The organism is Bacillus cereus (genome assembly GCF_007678085.1).
Classification (GTDB): Bacteria; Bacillota; Bacilli; order Bacillales; family Bacillaceae_G; genus Bacillus_A; species Bacillus_A cereus_BE.
On sequence record NZ_VEDW01000003.1, the window covers coordinates 58,199 to 77,836 of the forward strand.

Below are 19,638 nucleotides of genomic sequence, written 5' to 3' on the forward strand. Positions count from 1 at the left end.
AGGAAAAAAAACTGACAAATTTGTGTAAAGACTACACAACTATGAAAAAAAGATGTAAAGTATAGATGTATAGACTAGTAGTTGTTATGAATGATAGAAATTGTTTTTTCTTTAAAGAAAGCGGATTCAAAAGGTAGTGGAAGAGAAGGGGATATATGCTTTTTCACTACATACATTTGAAAAGGTTTACAAAACAATGAAGAAAGAGGCGTGTACATATGAGACGATTAGGTATTTCTATTTATCCAGAACATTCAACAGTAGAGAAAGATAAGGAATATTTAACATTAGCAAGTAAATACGGATTTACACGTGTATTCACATGCTTATTGTCTGTAGATGGAGAAAAAGAGAAAATTATAGAAGAGTTTAAAGAAACGATCTCTCATGCAAATGCATTAGGGTTCCAAGTATTAGTTGATATTAGTCCGTCTGTCTTTACACAATTAGGTATTTCGTATAATGATTTATCGTTCTTCCATGAACTCGGTGCGTATGGTATTCGTTTAGATGTCGGTTTCTCTGGTTTAGAAGAATCGATTATGACTTACAATCCATACGGCTTAAAAATTGAAATTAATATGAGTAACGGTACGAAATATGTAGATAACATTATGAGCCATAGGCCAAACCGTGAAAATTTAATTGGTTGCCATAATTTTTATCCGCATCGTTATTCAGGATTATCATACGATCATTTCATTAAATGCTCGAAACAATTTAAAGATTACGGTATGAGAACGGCTGCTTTTATTTCATCATTTGATGCAACATACGGACCTTGGCCAGTAACAGAAGGTTTATGTACGTTAGAGCAGCATCGTGAATTACCGATGACAACACAAGCGAAGCATTTATTTGCGACAGAATTAATTGATGATGTTATTATTGCGAATGCGTATGCATCAGAAGAAGAATTACAAGCACTAGGTGCATTAAATAAAGAGAAACAAACATTTGATATAGGACTATACGATACAACAACAGAACTAGAAAAAATTATCGTATTAGATGAGCCTCATTTTTACCGCGGAGATGTATCTGAATATATGATTCGTTCGACACAAAGTCGTGTGAAATATAAGAAAGAAGAGTTCAAACCGCATAATACACGCGAAATTAAACGTGGTGATCTTTTAATTGATAATGAACAGTATGGTCAATATAAAGGTGAATTGCAAATTGCTTTAAAAGATATGGTGAACACAGGAAAAACAAATGTAGTTGGCCGAATTGTAGAAGAAGAAATTTTCTTATTAGATTATTTACAAGCATGGGATAAATTCGGATTTACATTAAAGAAATAGATAAAATAAAAAAGGAAAAAACTACTGACTTCAGCAGTTTTTTCCTTTTTACCCCGCATTAACAGGCAGTAAGACCCCCACCTCAAAATTTAGCGAAAACAAAGAAGTTAGGTGGAGGATCAACTGCCCGTAAAAGCCCGATTGGTGAGGGCTGATAAACAATGGGGGATGAACAAAACCCCCACTGATTAAAGTTTCACTTTATATAACTGCGAGAGGAAGAGCTATGACAAAGGTGCATCAGCGATTAGTTTCTATTTTAGAGGAGTTTTTAGAAGAGAAATCGATGTTAAATCGAGCTTTTTTAGCGAGCCGTTTACATGTATCAACGAAGACGATTCAAAAAGATATAAAATTATTAAATGATATATTGGAAGAAAACGGAGCGAAAATTGAATCGCAAAGAGGGACTGGATACGAACTAGAAATTATACAAGCGAAGAAGTTTGAAGAGTTTTGCGTGAGTTTATTTCAAAAACAGACGGAAAAGATCCCAACTTCTTATGAAGAAAGGATAGCTTACATTCTGCAACGTATTGTAACGACTGAGGGATATGTGAAGCTTTCACAGTTAGCAGAGGAGATTTATGTAAGTAAATCGACTGTAAATTTAATTATGAAAGATGTTACAGATATATGTGGTCGCTATAAATTACAAATTGAAAAGAGACCGTATTATGGTGTACGTATTGTGGGTGAGGAGTTTCATATTCGTTCTTGTTTATCACAATATGGTTTACCGCGTTATGACCATACGCCGTTTCATGAGCAATTTGAACAGAGGGATACATATTTATCGTTACCTCATATACCGCTTATCCGTTCGGTTATATTAAAGTATATTGAAGGAGGAACGATATATTTATCAGATATTGAAATTGATAATTTAGTCATTCATATTGCAATCGCATTAAAGCGTTGTGAAGATCAACATTATATGAAAGGGCTAAATAAGGAGCAAGCTGAACTTATCATAAAGAAAGAATATACAATTGCGAAAGAGATTGTAGGGGATTTAGAGAAAGAGTTGCATCTTTCATTTCCAGAGGAAGAAGTTTTATATGTGACAATGCACTTATTAAGTACTGCTGTTACCGCGAAGGATCGTTATGAAAATGTGGAAGAATTATTAGGGAAAGATTTATATGCATTCATGCAACATATTCTTTTTAAAGTAGCGGAAGAACGGAATCTTATTTTTTATTATGATGAAGAATTATTATTTGGATTGGGTGTTCATTTAAAAACGTTATTAAACCGTTTGAAGTATAAGTTAAATACGAGAAATCCTCTTTTGACAGAAGTGAAAAAGAATTATCCGTATGCTTTTGAAATTGCGGTTCTTGTTGGGGATATAATTGGTGAATATACGGGAGAATCGATTCCGGAAAGTGAAATAGGTTATATTGCGATTCACTTTGGCGGAGCGATGAGTCGTTTACAGGAACAGAACCAAAAGAAAAGATGTTTATTAGTTTGTGCGACCGGTCAAGGAAGCGCCCAGCTATTGAAATATAAAATTTTATCACAGTTCCGAGATAAATTAGAGATTGTGGGAATTACAGGTTATTATCAATTGAAAGTGGAAGACCTTTATAAAGATAAAATAGATTGTATTATTAGTACGATTCATATACCGAGTGGTTTGCCTGTTCCAGTTATAAAAGTGAATTCAATATTTGATGATAAAGAGATTAAGTCAATCGGTCAGCAGTTGTTTACGCATGTGAATACTAGTGTGCAGCAGTATATAAAGGAAGATTTAATCTTTTTAAATCATAGCGCTTCTACGAAAGAAGAGGTTATCCAATTTTTATGTGAGAAAGCTGCTGAGAAAAAATATGTACCAGAAAACTTTTATGATTCTGTTATAGAAAGAGAGAATACATCACCTACAGCAGTTGGAAATTTAGTTGCGATTCCTCATCCAATGCAGTTATTAAGTGAGAAAACATTTTTGATGTTTTGTACACTTGATAAAGCGGTTGACTGGGGAGATAAGAAAGTACAAGTTATTATTTTATTTAGTGTAAAGCGCAATAATAATGAAGATTTACAAAAACTGTATGATTTTTTATATGATATTATGTCTAGTCAAAATACGATAGAGAAATTAGCTCAGGCTAAAGTGATTGAAGATTTTCAAGAGATATTACTATCGTTATAAGAAAAGTATGTAAAAACTTCCGTTACACAACGGAAGTTTTTTATGTTTAATTGTATGCGTTTTCATAATAAGATAACAATATAGAAAAAAGATAGCTTGGGGGAATTTAAAATGACTGATATGCAAACTCCATTTGCGTTAATTTTACATGGTGGAAACGCGAGAAGCGCGGCACTTGAAGCAATTGCTTTTGCAAGACAAGGAGACTTTGAGAATGCGAGTGAAAAGATGACACTTGCTAGTGAAGAAATTTCAGCAGCTCATCGTATTCAAACGGACTTAATTCAAGAAGAAGCAAGAGGAAATCATGCAGAAATCAGTTTACTGTTAGTGCATGCACAAGATCATTTAATGAATGCAATTACAGTGAAAGAACTTGCTGAAGAATTTATCACTCTTCATAAACGAGTAGAAGAGAAAGTGACTGTATAAGATGTATATTTTATTATGTTGTGCAGCAGGCATGTCAACGAGTATGGTTGTAAGAAAAATGCAAGAAGAGGCAAAGAAACAAGGGAAGGATTATAAAATTAAAGCAGTTGATTCAGAACTTGTGAAACTGGAGATAAAAAATGCTGATGTAGTTTTAATCGGACCACAGGTGAAGTATTTGTTTCCAGCAGTACAGTTTCTTGCGAACTCATACGATATACCGGTTGCAATTATAGAGCAACGAGATTATGGCATGTGTGACGGTTTGAAAGTACTGAAACAAGCAGAACAATTAGTTTTAGCATAATTATATTTTTTTAAATATAAACATTATAATGTTATAACTATGTTTCATTCTTTCGTAGTAAAGAAAAAGAGGAGGGGTATTAATGAATGGTTTTATGAGTTTTATGGAACAAAAGATTATGCCAACAACGCAAAAGATTGCAGGACAACGACATTTATTAGCAATTCGAAACGGAGTTATTTCTACATTGCCGTTAACGATTGTCGGATCATTTTTCGTTATCTTTTTAAATTTACCAATTGATGCGTATATGGAGTGGATTGCACCGTTTCGCCATATTTTAGATATTCCATTCCGATTTACAGTAGGTTTAATGGCGTTATACGCAGCATTTGGGGTAGGAGCTTCACTCGCGAACTTTTATCAGCTCAATCAGTTAAGTGCAGGGTTATTATCTGTACTCGCCTTTTTACTAGCATCGGTTGAACCAATTCAAATTACGAAAGCTGTACCAGGTGTTATTGATGCAGGTAGATATATCTCAGTAGGAACATTAAGTGCAACGTCTTTATTCGGCGCAATTGTTACAGCGTTAATTGCAGTAGAAATTTATCATTTTATGATTAAGCATAATATCTCGATTAAATTACCAGACAGTGTACCACCAGCAGTTTCAAATTCGTTTGCAGCATTAATTCCAACTTTAGTCGTTATTCTTTTATTCTGGGGTATTCGTTACGGTTTAAAATTTGATGTAAATACAACAATCACATATTTAATCGCACCACTAAAATCAGTATTAGTAGGAAATAATCTATTCGGCGGTTTATTAACAGTATTCTTAATCGTGTTCTTCTGGTCATTTGGTATACATGGCCCTGCGATTTTAGGACCAATCATTCGTCCGATGTGGGATTCAGCAATTCTTGAAAATATGGAAGTATTCACAGCTACAGGGAATGCACATCAATTACCAAACTTATTTACAGAGCAATTTATTCAATGGTTCGTATGGATCGGTGGATCAGGATCAACGTTAGCTTTAGTAATTATGTTTATGTTCTCTAAATCTAAGTTCCTAAAAGAGTTAGGTAGATTATCATTCGTGCCAGGCTTATTCAATATTAACGAACCGATTATTTTCGGGGCACCAATTGTAATGAACCCAATTTTAATTATTCCATTCGTTATTACACCTTTAGTGACAACGACAGTATCATATTTCGCAGTTGTTTCAGGGATGATTCCGCTGATGATGGCGAAATTGCCATTTACGATGTTAGCACCAATTGCAGCGGTTATTAGTACGGACTGGACAATTATGGCTGGTGTACTTGTACTTGTTAACTTTGTTATCTCATTCGTTATTTACTATCCGTTCTTCAAAATGTATGAGAAACAACAAGTAGCAGGAGAGGAGAAAGAAAAATGCTCGGAGCAATTATCATCTTAATTACATTCGTAGCGGGGCAGTGTATTGCGCATTATTCAAAATGGGTACAAAGTAAATCTTTATTAGTTTTACTACTCGTATCAATTTTATTTATCGGTTGTTCAATGGGTGCTTATGTAATGTTAGGATTACAATCACCATACGTAATTATTGTACCAACGATTTTATGTGCAACATGTTTATCTGCAAAATATAGATTTACGAGCATGGCATTAATACAACGTGTGAAGGAGATGCAAAAGCATGGAGCGTAAATTAGGAATTTCACTTTATCCAGAGCATTCAACGAAAGAACAAGATATGGCATACATTTCGGCAGCGGCACGCCACGGTTTTTCAAGAATATTCACATGTCTATTGTCTGTGAATCGTCCGAAAGAAGAAATTGTAGCTGAATTTAAAGAAATTATTAATCATGCAAAAGATCATAATATGGAGGTTATTTTAGATGTAGCTCCGGCGGTATTTGATCAACTTGGTATTAGCTATAGCGATCTATCATTCTTTGCAGAGTTAGGTGCAGACGGTATTCGTCTAGACTTAGGTTTTGACGGTTTAACAGAAGCGAAAATGACGAATAATCCGTACGGCTTAAAAATTGAACTGAACGTAAGTAATGATATTGCATACTTAGAAAATATCCTTTCGCATCAGGCGAATAAACCAGCTTTAATTGGTTGCCATAACTTTTATCCGCAAAAATTCACTGGTCTTCCGTATGATTATTTCATTCGCTGTAGTGAACGCTTTAAAAAACACGGTATTCGCACGGCAGCATTTATTACGTCACATGCAGCTAACATCGGTCCATGGGATATTAATGACGGATTATGTACGCTAGAAGAGCATCGTAACTTACCAATTGAAGTACAAGCGAAACACTTATGGGCAACAGGGCTTATCGATGATGTTATTATCGGAAATGCTTATGCGAGTGAAGAAGAGTTAGAGAAACTAGGAAACTTAAATCGTTACTTGTTACAGCTAAAGGTACACTTTGTAGAAGAAGCAACTGAAGTAGAGAAGAGAGCGACGCTGCAAGAATTACATGTAAGACGCGGAGACATAACAGAATATATGGTACGTTCTACAGAAGTGCGTAAAAAGTACAAAGACTATGACTTCCCAGTGCGCGAAAGTGTATTACAGGAAAGAGGGCAAGTTGTAATTGGTAACAACTCATTCGGAAAGTATAAAGGTGAACTGCAAATCATTCTAAAAGAAATGCCGATAGATGAACGGAAAAATATTGTCGGTACAATTGCAGAAGAAGAGTTATTCTTACTAGATTATGTAGGAGCTTGGACGCAGTTTACTTGTGTGGAATAGGGAAGGGCAGGAGAGGATGCTATGGCATCCTCTTTTTTCTGTTGAAATAGTAATCTCTCGTATATAGAATGCAAAGAGATAGATTTAATTTAGACGGGAGAGAAGGAGATGGAAGGGTATATAGATGATTTATTAAGGCGGATAGCTGATGAAGAGACAGATATATGGCATCGTGCGTATGATGAAGCAAAAGCGTTAAATGACTTATTAATTTTTCCTTATTTACAGGGGAAGTTAAGCAAAGCAAAAAAGGTATCTATGAAGAAAGATATTTATTATTTAATGACGAAACTTGCTATTAATACGAAAGAAATTTGTATTGCAGATTATCTTATAGATTGTTTGGAATATGAAGACAGTCCGACTTTGTTAAGTGAATTGCTTAGTAATATTTATACATTACCAGTAGTAAGTAGTACAAATAAAATTATTCCTTATATTTATCATAAAAACGATAGTGTTCGTTTTTGGGCAGTTTCTTCCTTAAAGTTAGATAAATCCTTAGAAGCAGAAGGTGCTTTACTAAAGTTACTGGATACTGAAAAAAATAAAGATGAGATTACAAATATTTGCTATACATTGCTTGAGATTGGAACAAATCAATCGATTCTTCCGTTAACACAGCTTTTATATAGGGATAGTGCTTATGTTCGTTCAATCGTTATTGAGGTGTTAGCAAAAATAGGGGGATCGGACTTACAAATAGTTTATATAGAAGCTTTACAGGATACAAATGTAATGGTGAAATATGAAGCTGTTCGAGCTATTTATGCATATGGAGATGAAATGGCGATTAAACCAATTTGCGAACGTGTAACGAAAGTTGTTTCTAGAAGACGTAAAAATGAAGTAGAGCCTACTGACGAATCAGAGATTGTCATTGCTCTTTGTTTTTTATATAAGTTTGTTGATCATGAAGAAGTTTTAAAGACATTTGATAAAGTGTACAAAAAACGTGGAAATTTGTTTATGGCGGAGAGGAAGTGGCTTCGAGACAATATTGCTTACTTTCAAGAGAAAGAAATATTGTAAGAATCATAAAAAAAGAGTCAGCCTCAATGAGACTGACTCTTTTTTATATGGTAACTAGTTTAATACTTTAACTGTAACTGTTTTACGTCCCCAGTTACTTGATGTACCTTTATCAGGCATTAAAACGTCGATTTTATTTCCTTTAATAGCTCCACCAGTATCACCAGCGATTGCTACTCCGTAACCTTCAACCCATACTTTTGAACCTAATGGAATAACACTTGGGTCAACTGCAATAAGTTTCATGTTTGGATTAGCTGTTAAGTTGTGACCTAAAGCTGATTTTACTTGGTCGCCTGCTTTATAACCATTTTCAAGTGGATCTGCTGTGTAAGCTGTTGCTACAACGCGTAGTTCACGAGAAGATGATGGTGCACTAGTTTCAGTTTCTTTTGCAACAGGTTGTTGTGTAGCTGGTTTTTGAGCTTTAGCTGCTTCACGAGCTTTAGCTGCCTCTTGAGCTTTAGCCGCTGCTTGAGCTTCAGCTGCTTCTTGAGCTTTAGCTGCCTCTTGAGCCTTAGCTGCTTCACGAGCTTTAGCTGCCTCTTGAGCTTTAGCCGCTGCTTGAGCTTCAGCTACTTCTTGAGCTTTAGCTGCTTCACGAGCTTTAGCTGCTTCCTCCGCCTTAGCTTCTGCTTGAGCTTCAGCTGCTGCCTGAGCCTTAGCTTCTGCCCCGGCTTTAGCTGCTTCACGAGCTTTAGCTGCTTCCTCGGCTTTAGCCGCTGCTTGAGCTTCAGCTGCTTCACGAGCTTTAGTTGCTTCCTCCGCCTTAGCTTTAGCTTGCGTTTCAGCTACTTCACGAGCTTTAGTTGCTTCCACTGCTTTAGCTGTATCTTGAACTTTAGTTATTTTTTCAACTTTAACTGCTGGTTGAACTTTAACTGGAGCTTTTCCTGTTAAGTAAGGAACATGAACATAAGCTGTTTTTCCGTTATATTCAAATTGAATCCAGTCATTTTGTACTTGGTGTGCTGTTTCGATTACATCATCTTGTTTTAATTTACCAAGAATTTCTGAGTCTGTGTTTGCACCAGCACGTACGTTTAATACGTTTGCTGTTACGTAGTAAGTGTCTTTTGTATAGTCAGCGCTAATGAAAGCTTCTTTACCGCTATTCAATTTCACTTTTGACCATCCGTTTTCTGTATGTAAAACATTTACTTTATATCCATCTAATAATTTTCCTACAACTTTTGATTCAGTAGTTGGGTTTTCTCGTACATTTAGTACATCAGTCGTTACGATTGTTTCTGCTTTAGCAGATGTTGTGAAAATCCCAAGACCAAAAACCGCTGCTGTTGCTATACCCATAAATTTTTTCATAATAGCCTCCATTGCATTTGTTTTCGTTGACCTCATTATAGCAACCATTATTTTCTTATTTGCGGAAAACATAAAATTACAAAGGTTTCGTAACGGGTCATTAATATTCTGTAATAATTCCAGTAATATCCTAAAAGCGCTTTCTTATAGTTTGTAGGGGAGGTTAGAGCATGTAATACATAAAAAGAGGAGTATTTCAATTTCTAATCTGTTAATTATGTTTCCGTATTATTACGTAATTGTTTCGTAACCATTACAAAAATGGCGTATTTTGCTGCTGGGACAGAAAAGTAGTTATGTAAAAATAACTATTTTGGTAGTGGAGAAATATAAATGAGGTAAAAATCAATGAAATATCGCCATAATTGTTACAAAATAAGTCGAGGTATGGAAAAAATTACGCCTTGATTTTAGTTTGTCACATATTATTTTTGCAATAATAGGATTCTATAATAGCTTTAGTACTTTACAATAGCTAAAGGTATGTATAACGTAAAACATATATAATAGAAGAAACACGATTTAATAGATAAATAAAAAACGTAGGAGTGTAAATTCCTACGTTTTTGTTTATTCATATCGTAAACATTCAATTGGGTCCAGTTTGGCAGCTTTGTTAGCTGGTAGTAGACCGAATATAATACCGATTAACATGGAGATACCTACTGCAAGAAGTCCAAGTTCTTTTGAGACAACGAGTGGCCATCCGGCAAAGATGGAGACGATCCAAGCGAAGAAGATACCGAGCATGAATCCGATGAAACCACCGAGTCCTGTTAAAATACAAGATTCAATTAAGAATTGTGTTAATACTTTACCACGCGTTGCGCCAAGAGCTTTACGAATACCGATCTCACGTGTACGCTCTGTTACAGATACAAGCATAATGTTCATTACACCGATACCACCAACAAGTAAGGAGATAGCGGCAATACCACCGAATACCATTTTCATCATACCGATTGATTCATCTAATTGCTTCGTAAATTCACCTAAGTCTTGTGCTTTGAATTTATTTTCAAATTTAGGAGCTTTCATTTCGTTTAAAACGGAAACGGCTTGTTTTTCTACACTTTTACGTTCTGTTGGTGAGGTCATTGTTAATTTTACAGAGTCATACTCAGTTACTCCTGAAATGACAGGCGCGTTTTCAAGTGACGTATAGCCTTCAGGCATAGGCATTCCGAATTCATTTTTCGTTTCGTAAACACCGACTACCTTATACGGCTTTCCTTTTATATCAGTGTATAAGTTTGATTCCCAACCATTAAATAATTTATTGAAAGCTTCTTCATTTAATATAACAGCAGGGATTGCTTGTTTTAATTCGCTGTCGTTTAATTCGCGACCGTGAACTAATTTTATTTTCGAATCTGTCATGAAGTCGCCTGTTCCACCTATTAAATCAAGAGAGACATCTTTTGAACCAGAAGCTGCTTTTACTTTCATACGTACATCTGGATACACATCCTTAACGCCTGGAACAGTTTGAAGACGTTTTAGCATATCAGCTGTAATTTTGGCAATATCTGTTCCATAGTCAGAGTTGTCGTAGTAAATCGTTATTTCATTATCTTTTCCTTGGCCTAATTCTTTTTTAAACTTTGCGTTTGTACCATCACCCATTGAAATGATAGTAATAATGGCACTAATACCGATAATAATTCCTAGCATCGTTAAGATAGAACGCATTTTATGGGCAAAGATAGAGGAAAGGGCCATGCGTATATTTTCACTCGTGTTCAAAATTAACCTCTCCAATCTTGGACGATATTTCCGTCACGAATTACAATTTGACGTGCTGCAGCTTCCCCAATTTCACGATCGTGGGTAATCATAATGATTGTTGAGCCTTGTTTGTTTAATTCGTAAAAGAGGTCCATAATTTGTGTACTTGTTTTCGTATCAAGTGCTCCAGTCGGTTCATCGGCTAAAATGAACTTTGGATTATTTACGATTGCGCGTGCGACTGCGACACGTTGTTTTTGTCCACCTGATAATTCGTTCGGTAAGTGAGTAGCGCGATCAGCTAAACCTACTTTTGTTAAAGCGGCTAATGAGCGCTCACGTCTTTCTTTTTTATCAACTCCAGCGTAAATAAGAGGTAGCTCTACATTTTGAAGTGCTGTAAGTCTCGGTAATAACATGAAGTTTTGGAATACGAATCCAATCTCTTTATTACGAACGCGCGCAAGTTCTGTTTCAGACATGTTTGAAATATTTTGACCAGCTAGTTCATACGCACCTGTCGTTGGTTTATCTAAGCAACCGATAATGTTCATTAATGTTGATTTACCAGAACCAGATGGTCCCATAATAGAAGTGAATTCTCCCTGATTCAGTGTTATGTCAATGCCGTGTAATATTTGTACGGATTCTGCACCATTTTGGAAAGATTTCGTGATGCCTTTTAAGTTAATCATTCAACGACAACCTCCATACCATCTTTTAAGTCTTTTTCAGGTTTAGAGATAATTTGTTCTCCTTTTTTCACTCCAGCAACTTTTGCTTCGCTATCAGTCTCGAATTCAACAGTAACCGCTTGTTCTTTCGCTTTACCGTCTTTTACAACGAAGACAACATTTTTGTCACCTTTTTTTACGATGCTGCTTTTCGGAACAATTGTACCAGTTGCTTCGCCAGATTTACTTGTTACGTAAACGTGGAAGCCGTTTTGTAATTCTTCACTGTTGTCTAATGTAACAGTAAATTGATAGTTAGAAACAGTTTTGTTTTCGTCCATGCTCTTTAATGGTGTAGAACCGATTTCTGTTACTTTTCCTGTCCAAGTCTTACCAGCGACCGTTTTTGAGGAAACAGTTACTTCTTGCCCAACTTTCATACTAGCAAGCTCATATTCAGAAAGTTGACCTTTTACTTTAAATGGACCAGCATGACGAAGTGTAATGCCACTCATACCTGTTTTTTCATCAGCAGTTTTTACGATATCATCAATTACGCCATCAGTAGGGCTCGTTACAGAAAGTGTGTTTACTTTCTCTTTTGCTGCTTTAATCATTTCATCAGATTTTTCAACTTCAAACTTTTTCATTTCAAGTTGTGATTCTAATTGTTGTACTTCGATTTCTGATGCTTTTAATGCTTCAGCAGGAAGGCCCGCATTTTTCTCTTTTTGTAATTTTTGTTTCGCTGCATCAATTTGTTTTTGGAACAATGTTACTTCTTTTTGTGCGATTTTCTTTTGCATTTCTGCTTCTGTTACACCTTGTTTCGCAGTAGGGTCATTATATTTAAAAAGGAGTTGCCCTTTTTTTACTTCATCACCTTTTTTTATAGCTAATTCATACGTACCTTTTGTTGGATCAAATGAAATTGTTTCGATGCCGTTTGGAATGACTTCACCGCCAAATTTTTGCGCGTTTTCAATTTGTTTTTCTGTTACTTTATATCCGCTATATGCCATTGCTACTTCTGAACCACCGCCACCAGCAAATGCAAAATATGATCCAGCTGCAATACCGATTGCTACTACACTAGTAATTAACACTTTATTTTTCTTCTTCATCTATTTATCACCTTTTCGTTCGTTTTAGTATCTACATTCAGTATAAAAGAGGTGAAGAATCTGACAAATCGTTTTAGCTTACAATAACCTTACAGTTTTGTAAGGTATGAATATGTAAATGTAAGGTAGAGTTTGTCCAAGTGTGAGCAAATGAATTGACTCGTTGTTTCTTTCTTACAATAATATTGTATGAAGGAGAGGAGGAGGCAAGATGGAAGCTTATTTTAGTGCGCATCCATTAAAACCGTTTATTCCCTACTCAAGGCAACATGCCATTATATTATTTATTATGTTGGTGGGAATCGTTTTTTTATATCAATACCAAGATGTATTGCGTCAAAATGAGTGGAATATAACGGTTCGATATGCGATTGCATTTTTATTTATAGGGAGTGAAATTGGACTGCATATGTGGGAGTGGAAAGCAGGGATTTTTGAACTAGGCACTTCATTACCATTTGAGTTATGCACGATTAGTTTATTGTTAGCATCGATTATGGTTGTAACGAAAAGTTACCGCATATATGAGATTGTATTTTTTACAGGAATTATCGGTGCGTCACAAGCTATTTTAACGCCGAACGTGCAATATGCTTTTCCGCATTTTCGCTTTATAGAATTCTTCGCTGCACATGTATTACTCATTTGGGCACCACTCTTTATGACGTGGGTAGAAGGATATAGACCGACCTTGCAATCAATTAAGCGTACGATGATATTTTTAAACATAATAATTCCAATCGTTTCTTTTGTGAACTACAAAACAGGTGGCAATTATATGTTTTTAGCTCGTAAGCCAGAAACTGCTTCATTACTCGATATGTTAGGGCCGCACCCTTACTATATTATTTCATTAGAAATAGCTGCGCTTATTGGATGTTTCATTTTGTATATGCCGTTTGCGAAAAGAGAAGGGCATGCGCATAAAGAATCACTAGGGTCATGACCTAGTGATTTTTTTATATAAATATTTACAATTCAGAAAATTAAGAATAAAATTAGAGGGTAAATTATATAAAGAGAGAAGGGAAAACGTGGTCAAAAAAGTTTTTCTGAATGGGATGGAAGTGACGGTTCAATTTATTATTTCGATTTTGGGTATTATTTGTCTAGGGGCATTGCCGAAATTATTTTACGGATTTGAGTTGCATGCATCACAGTACATACAGAGTTTAAAAGAAGTGTTTGTAAACTTAATGGATATTTCCAATTTGCAATATGTGAGAGGTAAATTTTTATTTCCGCAGTTGTTCGTCCATTATAAAGAAACGATTATTATTTTTTTAGCTGCTTTTTTCATTTCATTATTTGTAGCATTTTGTATTGTTTATGTAATTATGAGTAGTTCACCACGTATACAACATCGAATTAAATCATTTCTTATCTTCCTAGAATCCATTCCAGATATCCTTCTTATTTTAGTATCACAAATTTTAGTTGTATGGTTTTTTAAACAAACAGGTTTTTTACCTTTTCAAATTGCTTCAATTGGAGGCGAGTCGATTAGGGGGTTGCCAATATTTTGTTTGAGTATACCGACTACGATTCTGTTTGTAAAAATGTTAGTGCTTCGTTTTGAAAATGAACTAGAAAAAGATTATGTACTATTTGCTAAGGCGAAAGGGCTGGGGCGCTTTCATATTTTAAATCGTCATATTTTACGAAATGTGTTGCTTAGTACATTATTCTTTGCGAAAACGAATATCTTTTTTATGTTATCTAATTTATATATTATAGAATGGATTTTTAATACGGGTGGTATTTTTATGTTTTTGAAATCGTATTTCGGTATTAGAGTTGAGGTTTTCATCGTTAGTGTGCTTCTTATATATATTCCGATTTTTATTTTATTTAAATTGTTTCATTATCTCATTCCGGCTGCGATGAAGGAGAGATTATAATATGTGGACGTATATAAAACGCGATAAAAGATTTTGGATAAGCATTGGGTTTCTTCTCCTATTAGTTCTTTTGAGCATCGGAAATACGTTATGGAATGATGGACATATTAGACAAGTTACATTGCAATATGATGCGGATGAAAATCCACAAGTGCCACCGTTTCCACCTTCATTACAATTTTTACTCGGGACAGACCGGAAAGGGTATGACCTGTTACATTTAGTCATTGAGGGCGCGAAGTGGACGATTGGTATATCTATTTTAATTGCGGCACTTAGAATGGTAATAGGTGTGTTTTTCGGTGTCGTACTCGGAACGTATATAAAAAGAGGATTTTCAAAAATTGAGGCTTTCTTTGATAGTTTTACAGTTATTCCGACAGTTATGATTGCGTATTTTTTTCTTCAATCTGCAAATACATTTGGAAGCGGAGAGGAGACAACAACCTTTTTTGAAAGGGCTTCGTTTCAAGTGGTATTACTTGTACTGCTTGTAATGCCAGTTATTGCACTGTATGTTGCGAAGGAAGTTCGTAAATTGCGAACGGAAGAATTTGTTGATGCCGCACGCATATTAGGTGGATCGAGAAGACATATTGTTATAAAACATCTTTTTCCGCACCTCTATATGACGTTTATACTCGTATTTCTTCAGCAGTTTACGCAGACTCTTACTATTTTACTGCACTTAGGATTACTTGAAGTGTTCTTTGGTGGGACTGTAATGTTTGGTGGACAAATAAAAGAGGTGGAATCTTATACGCATGAATGGTCAGGTTTAATTGGAGTATACTTTAGGTCATTAACAGTGAATCCGTGGATTCCGCTTGTTCCGATTACATTTTTTGGACTTACTATTTTTTCAGGAAATATGATTGTAAAAAGTATAGAAGAGGCGATGATGAAAGTAAGGTTAGGAGGAGAGATAAAGAAGACGGATGTAGAAGAGGATCAATCTGCTGTGCAGTCAAAAGAAGAGTTATTTACTTTTAAACATACGATGTGAAAAGAAGCAAGCATGTATTTCATGCTTGCTTCTTTTCTTTATTTTGTAGAAACTTCACCTTCAGCTTCTGTTTGCGGAATATAGTATCCGATTATACCACCGATGATTGCTGGAATAATCCAGCCGATTCCTAAGTTATAAAACGGAATAGTGTGTACGATATTAGTGATAAAACCTGGTATCAATTCCACATTATCAAGTGCATGAATACAGCTAATAATGAATGCTGCGATCATTGCTCCGATGTAGACAGAAGGTTTACGTTTCGTATATTTATCAATAAATGATACGAAAATTAAAATGATTGTAATTGGATACAAAATGATTAATACAGGTAATGTAATTTTAATTAATAAACTTAAACCTAAGTTTGAAATCACGAAGCTAAAGATACAAACGTATAGTACGAGTTTCTTATATGAAACATTTGTTAGTACTGTTGCGAAATAGTTGGCGAATGCACTTACAACACCAATTGCTGTCGTTAAACAAGCGAAGATAATGGCGATACTTAATAAAACATTACCGCTTGTCCCAAAGAATTGATACATAACAGTAGCTAATAGTTGACCACCGTTTTCGAATTGTCCTAGATTGCCGTTTGAAGCGCCGATATAACCGAGTAAGAAATAAACAATTGTTAAGAATAGAGCTGCAATGCTCCCGCAAATAATTGTATATTTTGCAATCGATTTCTTCTCTTGTATACCATTTTGGCGAATTGCATTTACAACAATTGTTGATAATACAAGTGCTCCAATTGCATCTAACGTTAAAAATCCTTCAAGAAATCCTTTGAAAAATGGAATTTCTTTATAGTCACCAATAGGTTCTGCAAACGTTCCTGGTGAAAGAATCGCTTTTGTTGCCATAATTGCAATAATTCCAAGTAAAATTGGCGTTAATATTTTTCCGATATGATCTACTAATTTTGATGGATTTAATGATAAGAAGTAGACGACTGTAAAGAAAATCGCACTAAAGATTAACATAGAGTACCATTGGTCCGGGAAAAGTGGTGCAATCCCAATTTCGTAAGATACAGATCCAGTTCGTGGAATAACAAATAGTGGGCCGATTGAAAGATAAATAATGATAGCGAATATTGCTGCAAATTTTGGATGAACACGGCTTGCTAAAGTGTTAAAACTACCACCGGCAAGGGCAACAGCGACGATAGCTAGTAAAGATAAACCGACGTCTGTAATAATAAATCCTGTAATGGAGACCCACATATTTTCTCCGGAAGAAAGACCGAGAAGGGGCGGGAAAATCATATTACCAGCACCGAAGAAAACTGCGAATAGTAATAAACTAATCGAAAGTATTTGCGCTGGTTTTAAAGTTGTACGCATATAAAGAAAATCCTCCTAATGAGTATTTTTGTCGAAAATTCAAATAATTTGTCGAGTAACTGTTACTATTTTAAAGGTCTGATGACTAGAAAGCAATAGGGAATTTTGAAAAAATTAAAAAATAATGCATTAAATCGAATAAATATACTATTTGTATGTTTAATAAGAAGGATTTAACTTTTAACGTAAAAAAACACATACCGCTAGGATACGTGTTTTAAAAAAATATTTTTTTATCACGTTCTTCTTTTAAAATTTCTACCGCTTCTCGGAAACGTTGTGAATGGACAATTTCTCGTTCACGTAAGAAGCGTAGGCTGTCATTTATATCTGGATCATCTGATAAGTTAATAAGCCATTGATATGTTGCGCGTGCTTTTTCTTCAGCCGCAATATCCTCATATAGATCGGCAATTGGATCACCTTTAGCTTGTATATAGGTTGCAGTAAATGGAACACCAGCAGCGTTATGGTAGTGAAGTGCACTATCATGATCAGCGTAATGAGGGTCAAGACCAGCAGCTTTCATTTGTTCAGGAGTCGCATCTTTCGTCAGCTTATAAACCATCGTAGCAATCATTTCAAGATGTGCAAATTCTTCTGTACCAATATCAGTAAGGAGACCAATGACTTTATCAGGAATTGTATAACGTTGATTTAAGTAACGGAGTGCAGCAGCTAATTCTCCATCTGCACCGCCATATTGCTCAATTAATAATTTTGCAAGTGCTGGATTGCAAGTTCCCACTTTAACGGGGTATTGTAATTTCTTTTCATAAATCCACATAGTTTCTCTCCTTTATATTTGCCATGGCCAAGGACCTTTGCTCCATTCCCAAGGGGCATTCGAATAACTGTTTCCAAACTGTTGGAGTGGTCCGTATTTTTCTTCCATCTTTTGTTTTAATACTCTTCGTTTATAGGAAAAGTCATTAAATTGATTAATTGCAGCGGTGTCATCTGGATGTGTATCTAAATAAAGAGTGAGTTCAACTAGTACAAAGTCCAGTTCTTGAAGCTCCAGTAAAAGTTGATAGTATTCTTCTGGTAGCGATTGATTCACGTCAGTAGTCACCGCCCTTTTTTATAAGGATTTTCATAATAGTCATAAAAAACAGGCCATAAAGTCCCTTTTTGTAACGCTTCTTTTGGTGTGAATTGTGGTAAGTTTGGCGGTTGAAAGCCTAAAAATAAATTAGGAGGAGTAGAATAATATTTTTTTCCGATAGGAGGACAAGGATCGAGAGGGCTATGATAGGGCACGAATGATCTCATATATTTATTCACGAATAAACCTCCTTACATGTTCATTACTACGTATTGTATTCAGACATAATGAGCATTTATGACACATATAAAAAAGTAATAGGTACGGGGGGAATGAATGTGGAGACTGTGAAACAATTCATTGTATTGGAAGTAAAGAACTTAAAGGAAACTCTGTATTTTTATGAAGGGATTTTAGGGATAACACCTAGTTCAGAAAGGCCGCAATTAGATATTACAGGGGTTTGGTATGATACCGATTCAACGAGAATTAGTTTTGTGATGAATCGTAGTTTGGGCGGGCGTGAGAAGAGTGTTACGGACTCAGTTGATGTTCTAACGTTTTCAATTTCTAACATAGAGAATGTAAAGAAGAGGTTAGTATTTTATAAAATCGCATATACAGAAAAAGAAAGTGAGAAAAGTATTGTAGTACAAGACCCGGATGGATATAAACTTCAAGTGGTAGAGAAGGGTGAATAGACGGAGGGGATTTAGTGGAGAGAAATTATGAAGAAAGTGCGTTGTTTGAGCATCAATTTTGGCTAAAGGTACTTACTGATCATGCACAATTTTTACTGGATGCATTAGCTCCGAAGGAAAAAGAGGATATAAAGAAAGCTACTTACTTTGTTGAAACATTTACGGATTTGTTAAATAAAGTTCGGAATGTAAATCTGATGGCATTCTCAAAAGAGGCTGAACAAGCTGCTAAGGAAATTCGGATGTTTAAATTAAATATTATACAGAAGCAGTTGGAGGGGAAGATTACTATTCATTTTACGCCAACTTTTATTAATCATATGGTAAACGAAGTGGAAGAGTATATAACGGTTTTAGAGTTTTTGAAGAAGGGGGAAGTTCCGCCTGTTTTTCATGAATTGCATTATCATCTCGTTTGGTTGACGGATGCGGCTGGTCATGCGGGTTCTATTTCTGGTGGGCTAGATCTTGTTGAAAAAAGATTGAAAGAGAAAAGCGAAGAATTTACGAAGCATTTTGAACAATTTTACTTAAAGGCAGTTGAGATGACTGGGTATTTACGAACGGAGCTTCATCATTTTCCAGCATTAAAGAAATTTACAAAAGATGTTTCACTTGAATTGAAATTATTTTCGCGTTTTTTACATGAAGTGGAAGAGCTCGAGTTATCGAATGAAGTATTAAGTGTATTATCAGCTAGAATGGCAGATCATATGGCAAGAGAGGAATGTTACTACTTATTAAAACTAGCTCAATCGTCTGGACTTGAAATGCCGAAATGTAATCCGCTTTAAAGAAAAAAGAGGCCAAT

At 35.3% G+C, this 19,638-nt stretch carries 21 protein-coding genes; 13 read left to right on the top strand and 8 right to left on the bottom strand.

What is annotated here, in order from left to right; translation table 11 throughout:
• The first annotated feature begins 218 nt into the window (after positions 1-218).
• The 8 genes from FS742_RS13970 (at position 219) to FS742_RS14005 (ending at position 7,967) form a co-directional block, all read left to right on the top strand.
• A complete protein-coding gene (locus FS742_RS13970) occupies positions 219-1,307 on the top strand; it encodes a DUF871 domain-containing protein (protein WP_048562483.1) in 1,089 nt (362 codons plus the stop codon).
• Between the two features lie 226 nt (positions 1,308-1,533).
• Complete coding sequence (locus FS742_RS13975; protein WP_144613033.1) at positions 1,534-3,474, top strand: BglG family transcription antiterminator; 1,941 nt, start codon at positions 1,534-1,536, stop codon at positions 3,472-3,474.
• 111 nt (positions 3,475-3,585) lie between these two features.
• Positions 3,586-3,906: a PTS lactose/cellobiose transporter subunit IIA gene (locus tag FS742_RS13980; RefSeq protein ID WP_000131328.1), complete on the top strand. Its 321-nt coding sequence runs from the start codon at positions 3,586-3,588 to the stop codon at positions 3,904-3,906.
• Position 3,907: 1 nt separating this feature from the next.
• Complete coding sequence (locus FS742_RS13985; protein WP_061680155.1) at positions 3,908-4,213, top strand: PTS sugar transporter subunit IIB; 306 nt, start codon at positions 3,908-3,910, stop codon at positions 4,211-4,213.
• An 82-nt stretch (positions 4,214-4,295) separates the two neighbouring features.
• A complete protein-coding gene (locus tag FS742_RS13990; protein ID WP_001013061.1) occupies positions 4,296-5,606 on the top strand; it encodes a PTS sugar transporter subunit IIC in 1,311 nt (436 codons plus the stop codon).
• A complete protein-coding gene (locus FS742_RS13995) occupies positions 5,582-5,860 on the top strand; it encodes a hypothetical protein (protein ID WP_000900031.1) in 279 nt (92 codons plus the stop codon). The genes FS742_RS13990 and FS742_RS13995 overlap by 25 nt, the downstream gene beginning before the upstream one ends.
• Entirely contained in the window at positions 5,850-6,935 is a 1,086-nt protein-coding gene (locus tag FS742_RS14000; RefSeq protein ID WP_144613035.1) for a DUF871 domain-containing protein, read from the top strand. The genes FS742_RS13995 and FS742_RS14000 overlap by 11 nt, the downstream gene beginning before the upstream one ends.
• 108 nt (positions 6,936-7,043) lie before the next feature.
• Positions 7,044-7,967 (top strand): HEAT repeat domain-containing protein, encoded by a 924-nt coding sequence (locus tag FS742_RS14005; protein ID WP_144613036.1) that lies wholly within the window; start codon positions 7,044-7,046, stop codon positions 7,965-7,967.
• Positions 7,968-8,021: 54 nt separating this feature from the next.
• Here FS742_RS14005 and entC read toward each other — a convergent pair whose 3' ends face one another.
• From entC to FS742_RS14030, 4 genes are all read right to left on the bottom strand, one after another.
• Positions 8,022-9,413 (bottom strand): cell wall-binding protein EntC, encoded by a 1,392-nt coding sequence (entC, locus tag FS742_RS14015; protein WP_144613038.1) that lies wholly within the window; start codon positions 9,411-9,413, stop codon positions 8,022-8,024.
• 447 nt (positions 9,414-9,860) lie between these two features.
• The gene (locus FS742_RS14020; RefSeq protein ID WP_472924381.1) at positions 9,861-11,012 is read right to left on the bottom strand and encodes an ABC transporter permease; all 1,152 of its coding nucleotides are present in this window, start codon (positions 11,010-11,012) and stop codon (positions 9,861-9,863) included.
• 26 nt (positions 11,013-11,038) lie between these two features.
• Positions 11,039-11,713, bottom strand: a complete 675-nt coding sequence (locus FS742_RS14025) for an ABC transporter ATP-binding protein (protein WP_000609095.1) — start codon at positions 11,711-11,713, stop codon at positions 11,039-11,041.
• A complete protein-coding gene (locus FS742_RS14030; protein WP_098872163.1) occupies positions 11,710-12,816 on the bottom strand; it encodes an efflux RND transporter periplasmic adaptor subunit in 1,107 nt (368 codons plus the stop codon). Before FS742_RS14030 ends, FS742_RS14025 begins: the two co-directional genes overlap by 4 nt.
• 211 nt (positions 12,817-13,027) lie before the next feature.
• Between FS742_RS14030 and FS742_RS14035 the strand changes: the two genes are divergently transcribed.
• The 3 genes from FS742_RS14035 (at position 13,028) to FS742_RS14045 (ending at position 15,723) form a co-directional block, all read left to right on the top strand.
• Positions 13,028-13,762 (top strand): YwaF family protein, encoded by a 735-nt coding sequence (locus FS742_RS14035; RefSeq protein WP_144613042.1) that lies wholly within the window; start codon positions 13,028-13,030, stop codon positions 13,760-13,762.
• An 88-nt stretch (positions 13,763-13,850) separates the two neighbouring features.
• Positions 13,851-14,717, top strand: coding sequence for an ABC transporter permease subunit (locus FS742_RS14040; protein WP_144613044.1), 867 nt, complete (start codon positions 13,851-13,853; stop codon positions 14,715-14,717).
• Position 14,718: 1 nt separating this feature from the next.
• The gene (locus FS742_RS14045) at positions 14,719-15,723 is read left to right on the top strand and encodes an ABC transporter permease (protein WP_000269960.1); all 1,005 of its coding nucleotides are present in this window, start codon (positions 14,719-14,721) and stop codon (positions 15,721-15,723) included.
• Between the two features lie 38 nt (positions 15,724-15,761).
• Here FS742_RS14045 and brnQ2 read toward each other — a convergent pair whose 3' ends face one another.
• From brnQ2 to FS742_RS14065, 4 genes are all read right to left on the bottom strand, one after another.
• A complete protein-coding gene (brnQ2, locus tag FS742_RS14050; RefSeq protein WP_098872161.1) occupies positions 15,762-17,078 on the bottom strand; it encodes a branched-chain amino acid transport system II carrier protein BrnQ2 in 1,317 nt (438 codons plus the stop codon).
• Between the two features lie 217 nt (positions 17,079-17,295).
• The gene (gene cotJC / locus FS742_RS14055; protein ID WP_000265273.1) at positions 17,296-17,865 is read right to left on the bottom strand and encodes a spore coat protein CotJC; all 570 of its coding nucleotides are present in this window, start codon (positions 17,863-17,865) and stop codon (positions 17,296-17,298) included.
• Positions 17,866-17,877: 12 nt separating this feature from the next.
• A complete protein-coding gene (locus FS742_RS14060; RefSeq protein ID WP_001076510.1) occupies positions 17,878-18,141 on the bottom strand; it encodes a spore coat protein CotJB in 264 nt (87 codons plus the stop codon).
• 8 nt (positions 18,142-18,149) lie between these two features.
• Positions 18,150-18,365, bottom strand: coding sequence for a spore coat associated protein CotJA (locus FS742_RS14065; protein WP_001046257.1), 216 nt, complete (start codon positions 18,363-18,365; stop codon positions 18,150-18,152).
• 48 nt (positions 18,366-18,413) lie between these two features.
• On the opposite strand from FS742_RS14065, the gene FS742_RS14070 reads away from it, so the two are divergent.
• Positions 18,414-18,827: a VOC family protein gene (locus FS742_RS14070; RefSeq protein WP_098258427.1), complete on the top strand. Its 414-nt coding sequence runs from the start codon at positions 18,414-18,416 to the stop codon at positions 18,825-18,827.
• A 14-nt stretch (positions 18,828-18,841) separates the two neighbouring features.
• Positions 18,842-19,621, top strand: a complete 780-nt coding sequence (locus FS742_RS14075) for a DUF2935 domain-containing protein (RefSeq protein ID WP_144613046.1) — start codon at positions 18,842-18,844, stop codon at positions 19,619-19,621.
• Positions 19,622-19,638 lie beyond the last annotated feature (17 nt).

Coding starts and splice junctions, on each gene's coding strand:
- FS742_RS14020 (WP_472924381.1), bottom strand. CDS start 11,012: ATGGCCCTTTCCTCTATCTTTGCCCATAAAATGCGTTCTATCTTAACG.
- FS742_RS13990 (WP_001013061.1), top strand. CDS start 4,296: ATGAATGGTTTTATGAGTTTTATGGAACAAAAGATTATGCCAACAACG.
- FS742_RS14045 (WP_000269960.1), top strand. CDS start 14,719: ATGTGGACGTATATAAAACGCGATAAAAGATTTTGGATAAGCATTGGG.
- brnQ2 (WP_098872161.1), bottom strand. CDS start 17,078: ATGCGTACAACTTTAAAACCAGCGCAAATACTTTCGATTAGTTTATTA.
- FS742_RS14030 (WP_098872163.1), bottom strand. CDS start 12,816: ATGAAGAAGAAAAATAAAGTGTTAATTACTAGTGTAGTAGCAATCGGT.
- FS742_RS13985 (WP_061680155.1), top strand. CDS start 3,908: ATGTATATTTTATTATGTTGTGCAGCAGGCATGTCAACGAGTATGGTT.
- FS742_RS14070 (WP_098258427.1), top strand. CDS start 18,414: ATGAGCATTTATGACACATATAAAAAAGTAATAGGTACGGGGGGAATG.
- FS742_RS13995 (WP_000900031.1), top strand. CDS start 5,582: ATGCTCGGAGCAATTATCATCTTAATTACATTCGTAGCGGGGCAGTGT.
- FS742_RS14025 (WP_000609095.1), bottom strand. CDS start 11,713: ATGATTAACTTAAAAGGCATCACGAAATCTTTCCAAAATGGTGCAGAA.
- FS742_RS14000 (WP_144613035.1), top strand. CDS start 5,850: ATGGAGCGTAAATTAGGAATTTCACTTTATCCAGAGCATTCAACGAAA.
- FS742_RS13980 (WP_000131328.1), top strand. CDS start 3,586: ATGACTGATATGCAAACTCCATTTGCGTTAATTTTACATGGTGGAAAC.
- FS742_RS14005 (WP_144613036.1), top strand. CDS start 7,044: ATGGAAGGGTATATAGATGATTTATTAAGGCGGATAGCTGATGAAGAG.
- FS742_RS13970 (WP_048562483.1), top strand. CDS start 219: ATGAGACGATTAGGTATTTCTATTTATCCAGAACATTCAACAGTAGAG.
- FS742_RS13975 (WP_144613033.1), top strand. CDS start 1,534: ATGACAAAGGTGCATCAGCGATTAGTTTCTATTTTAGAGGAGTTTTTA.
- cotJC (WP_000265273.1), bottom strand. CDS start 17,865: ATGTGGATTTATGAAAAGAAATTACAATACCCCGTTAAAGTGGGAACT.
- FS742_RS14035 (WP_144613042.1), top strand. CDS start 13,028: ATGGAAGCTTATTTTAGTGCGCATCCATTAAAACCGTTTATTCCCTAC.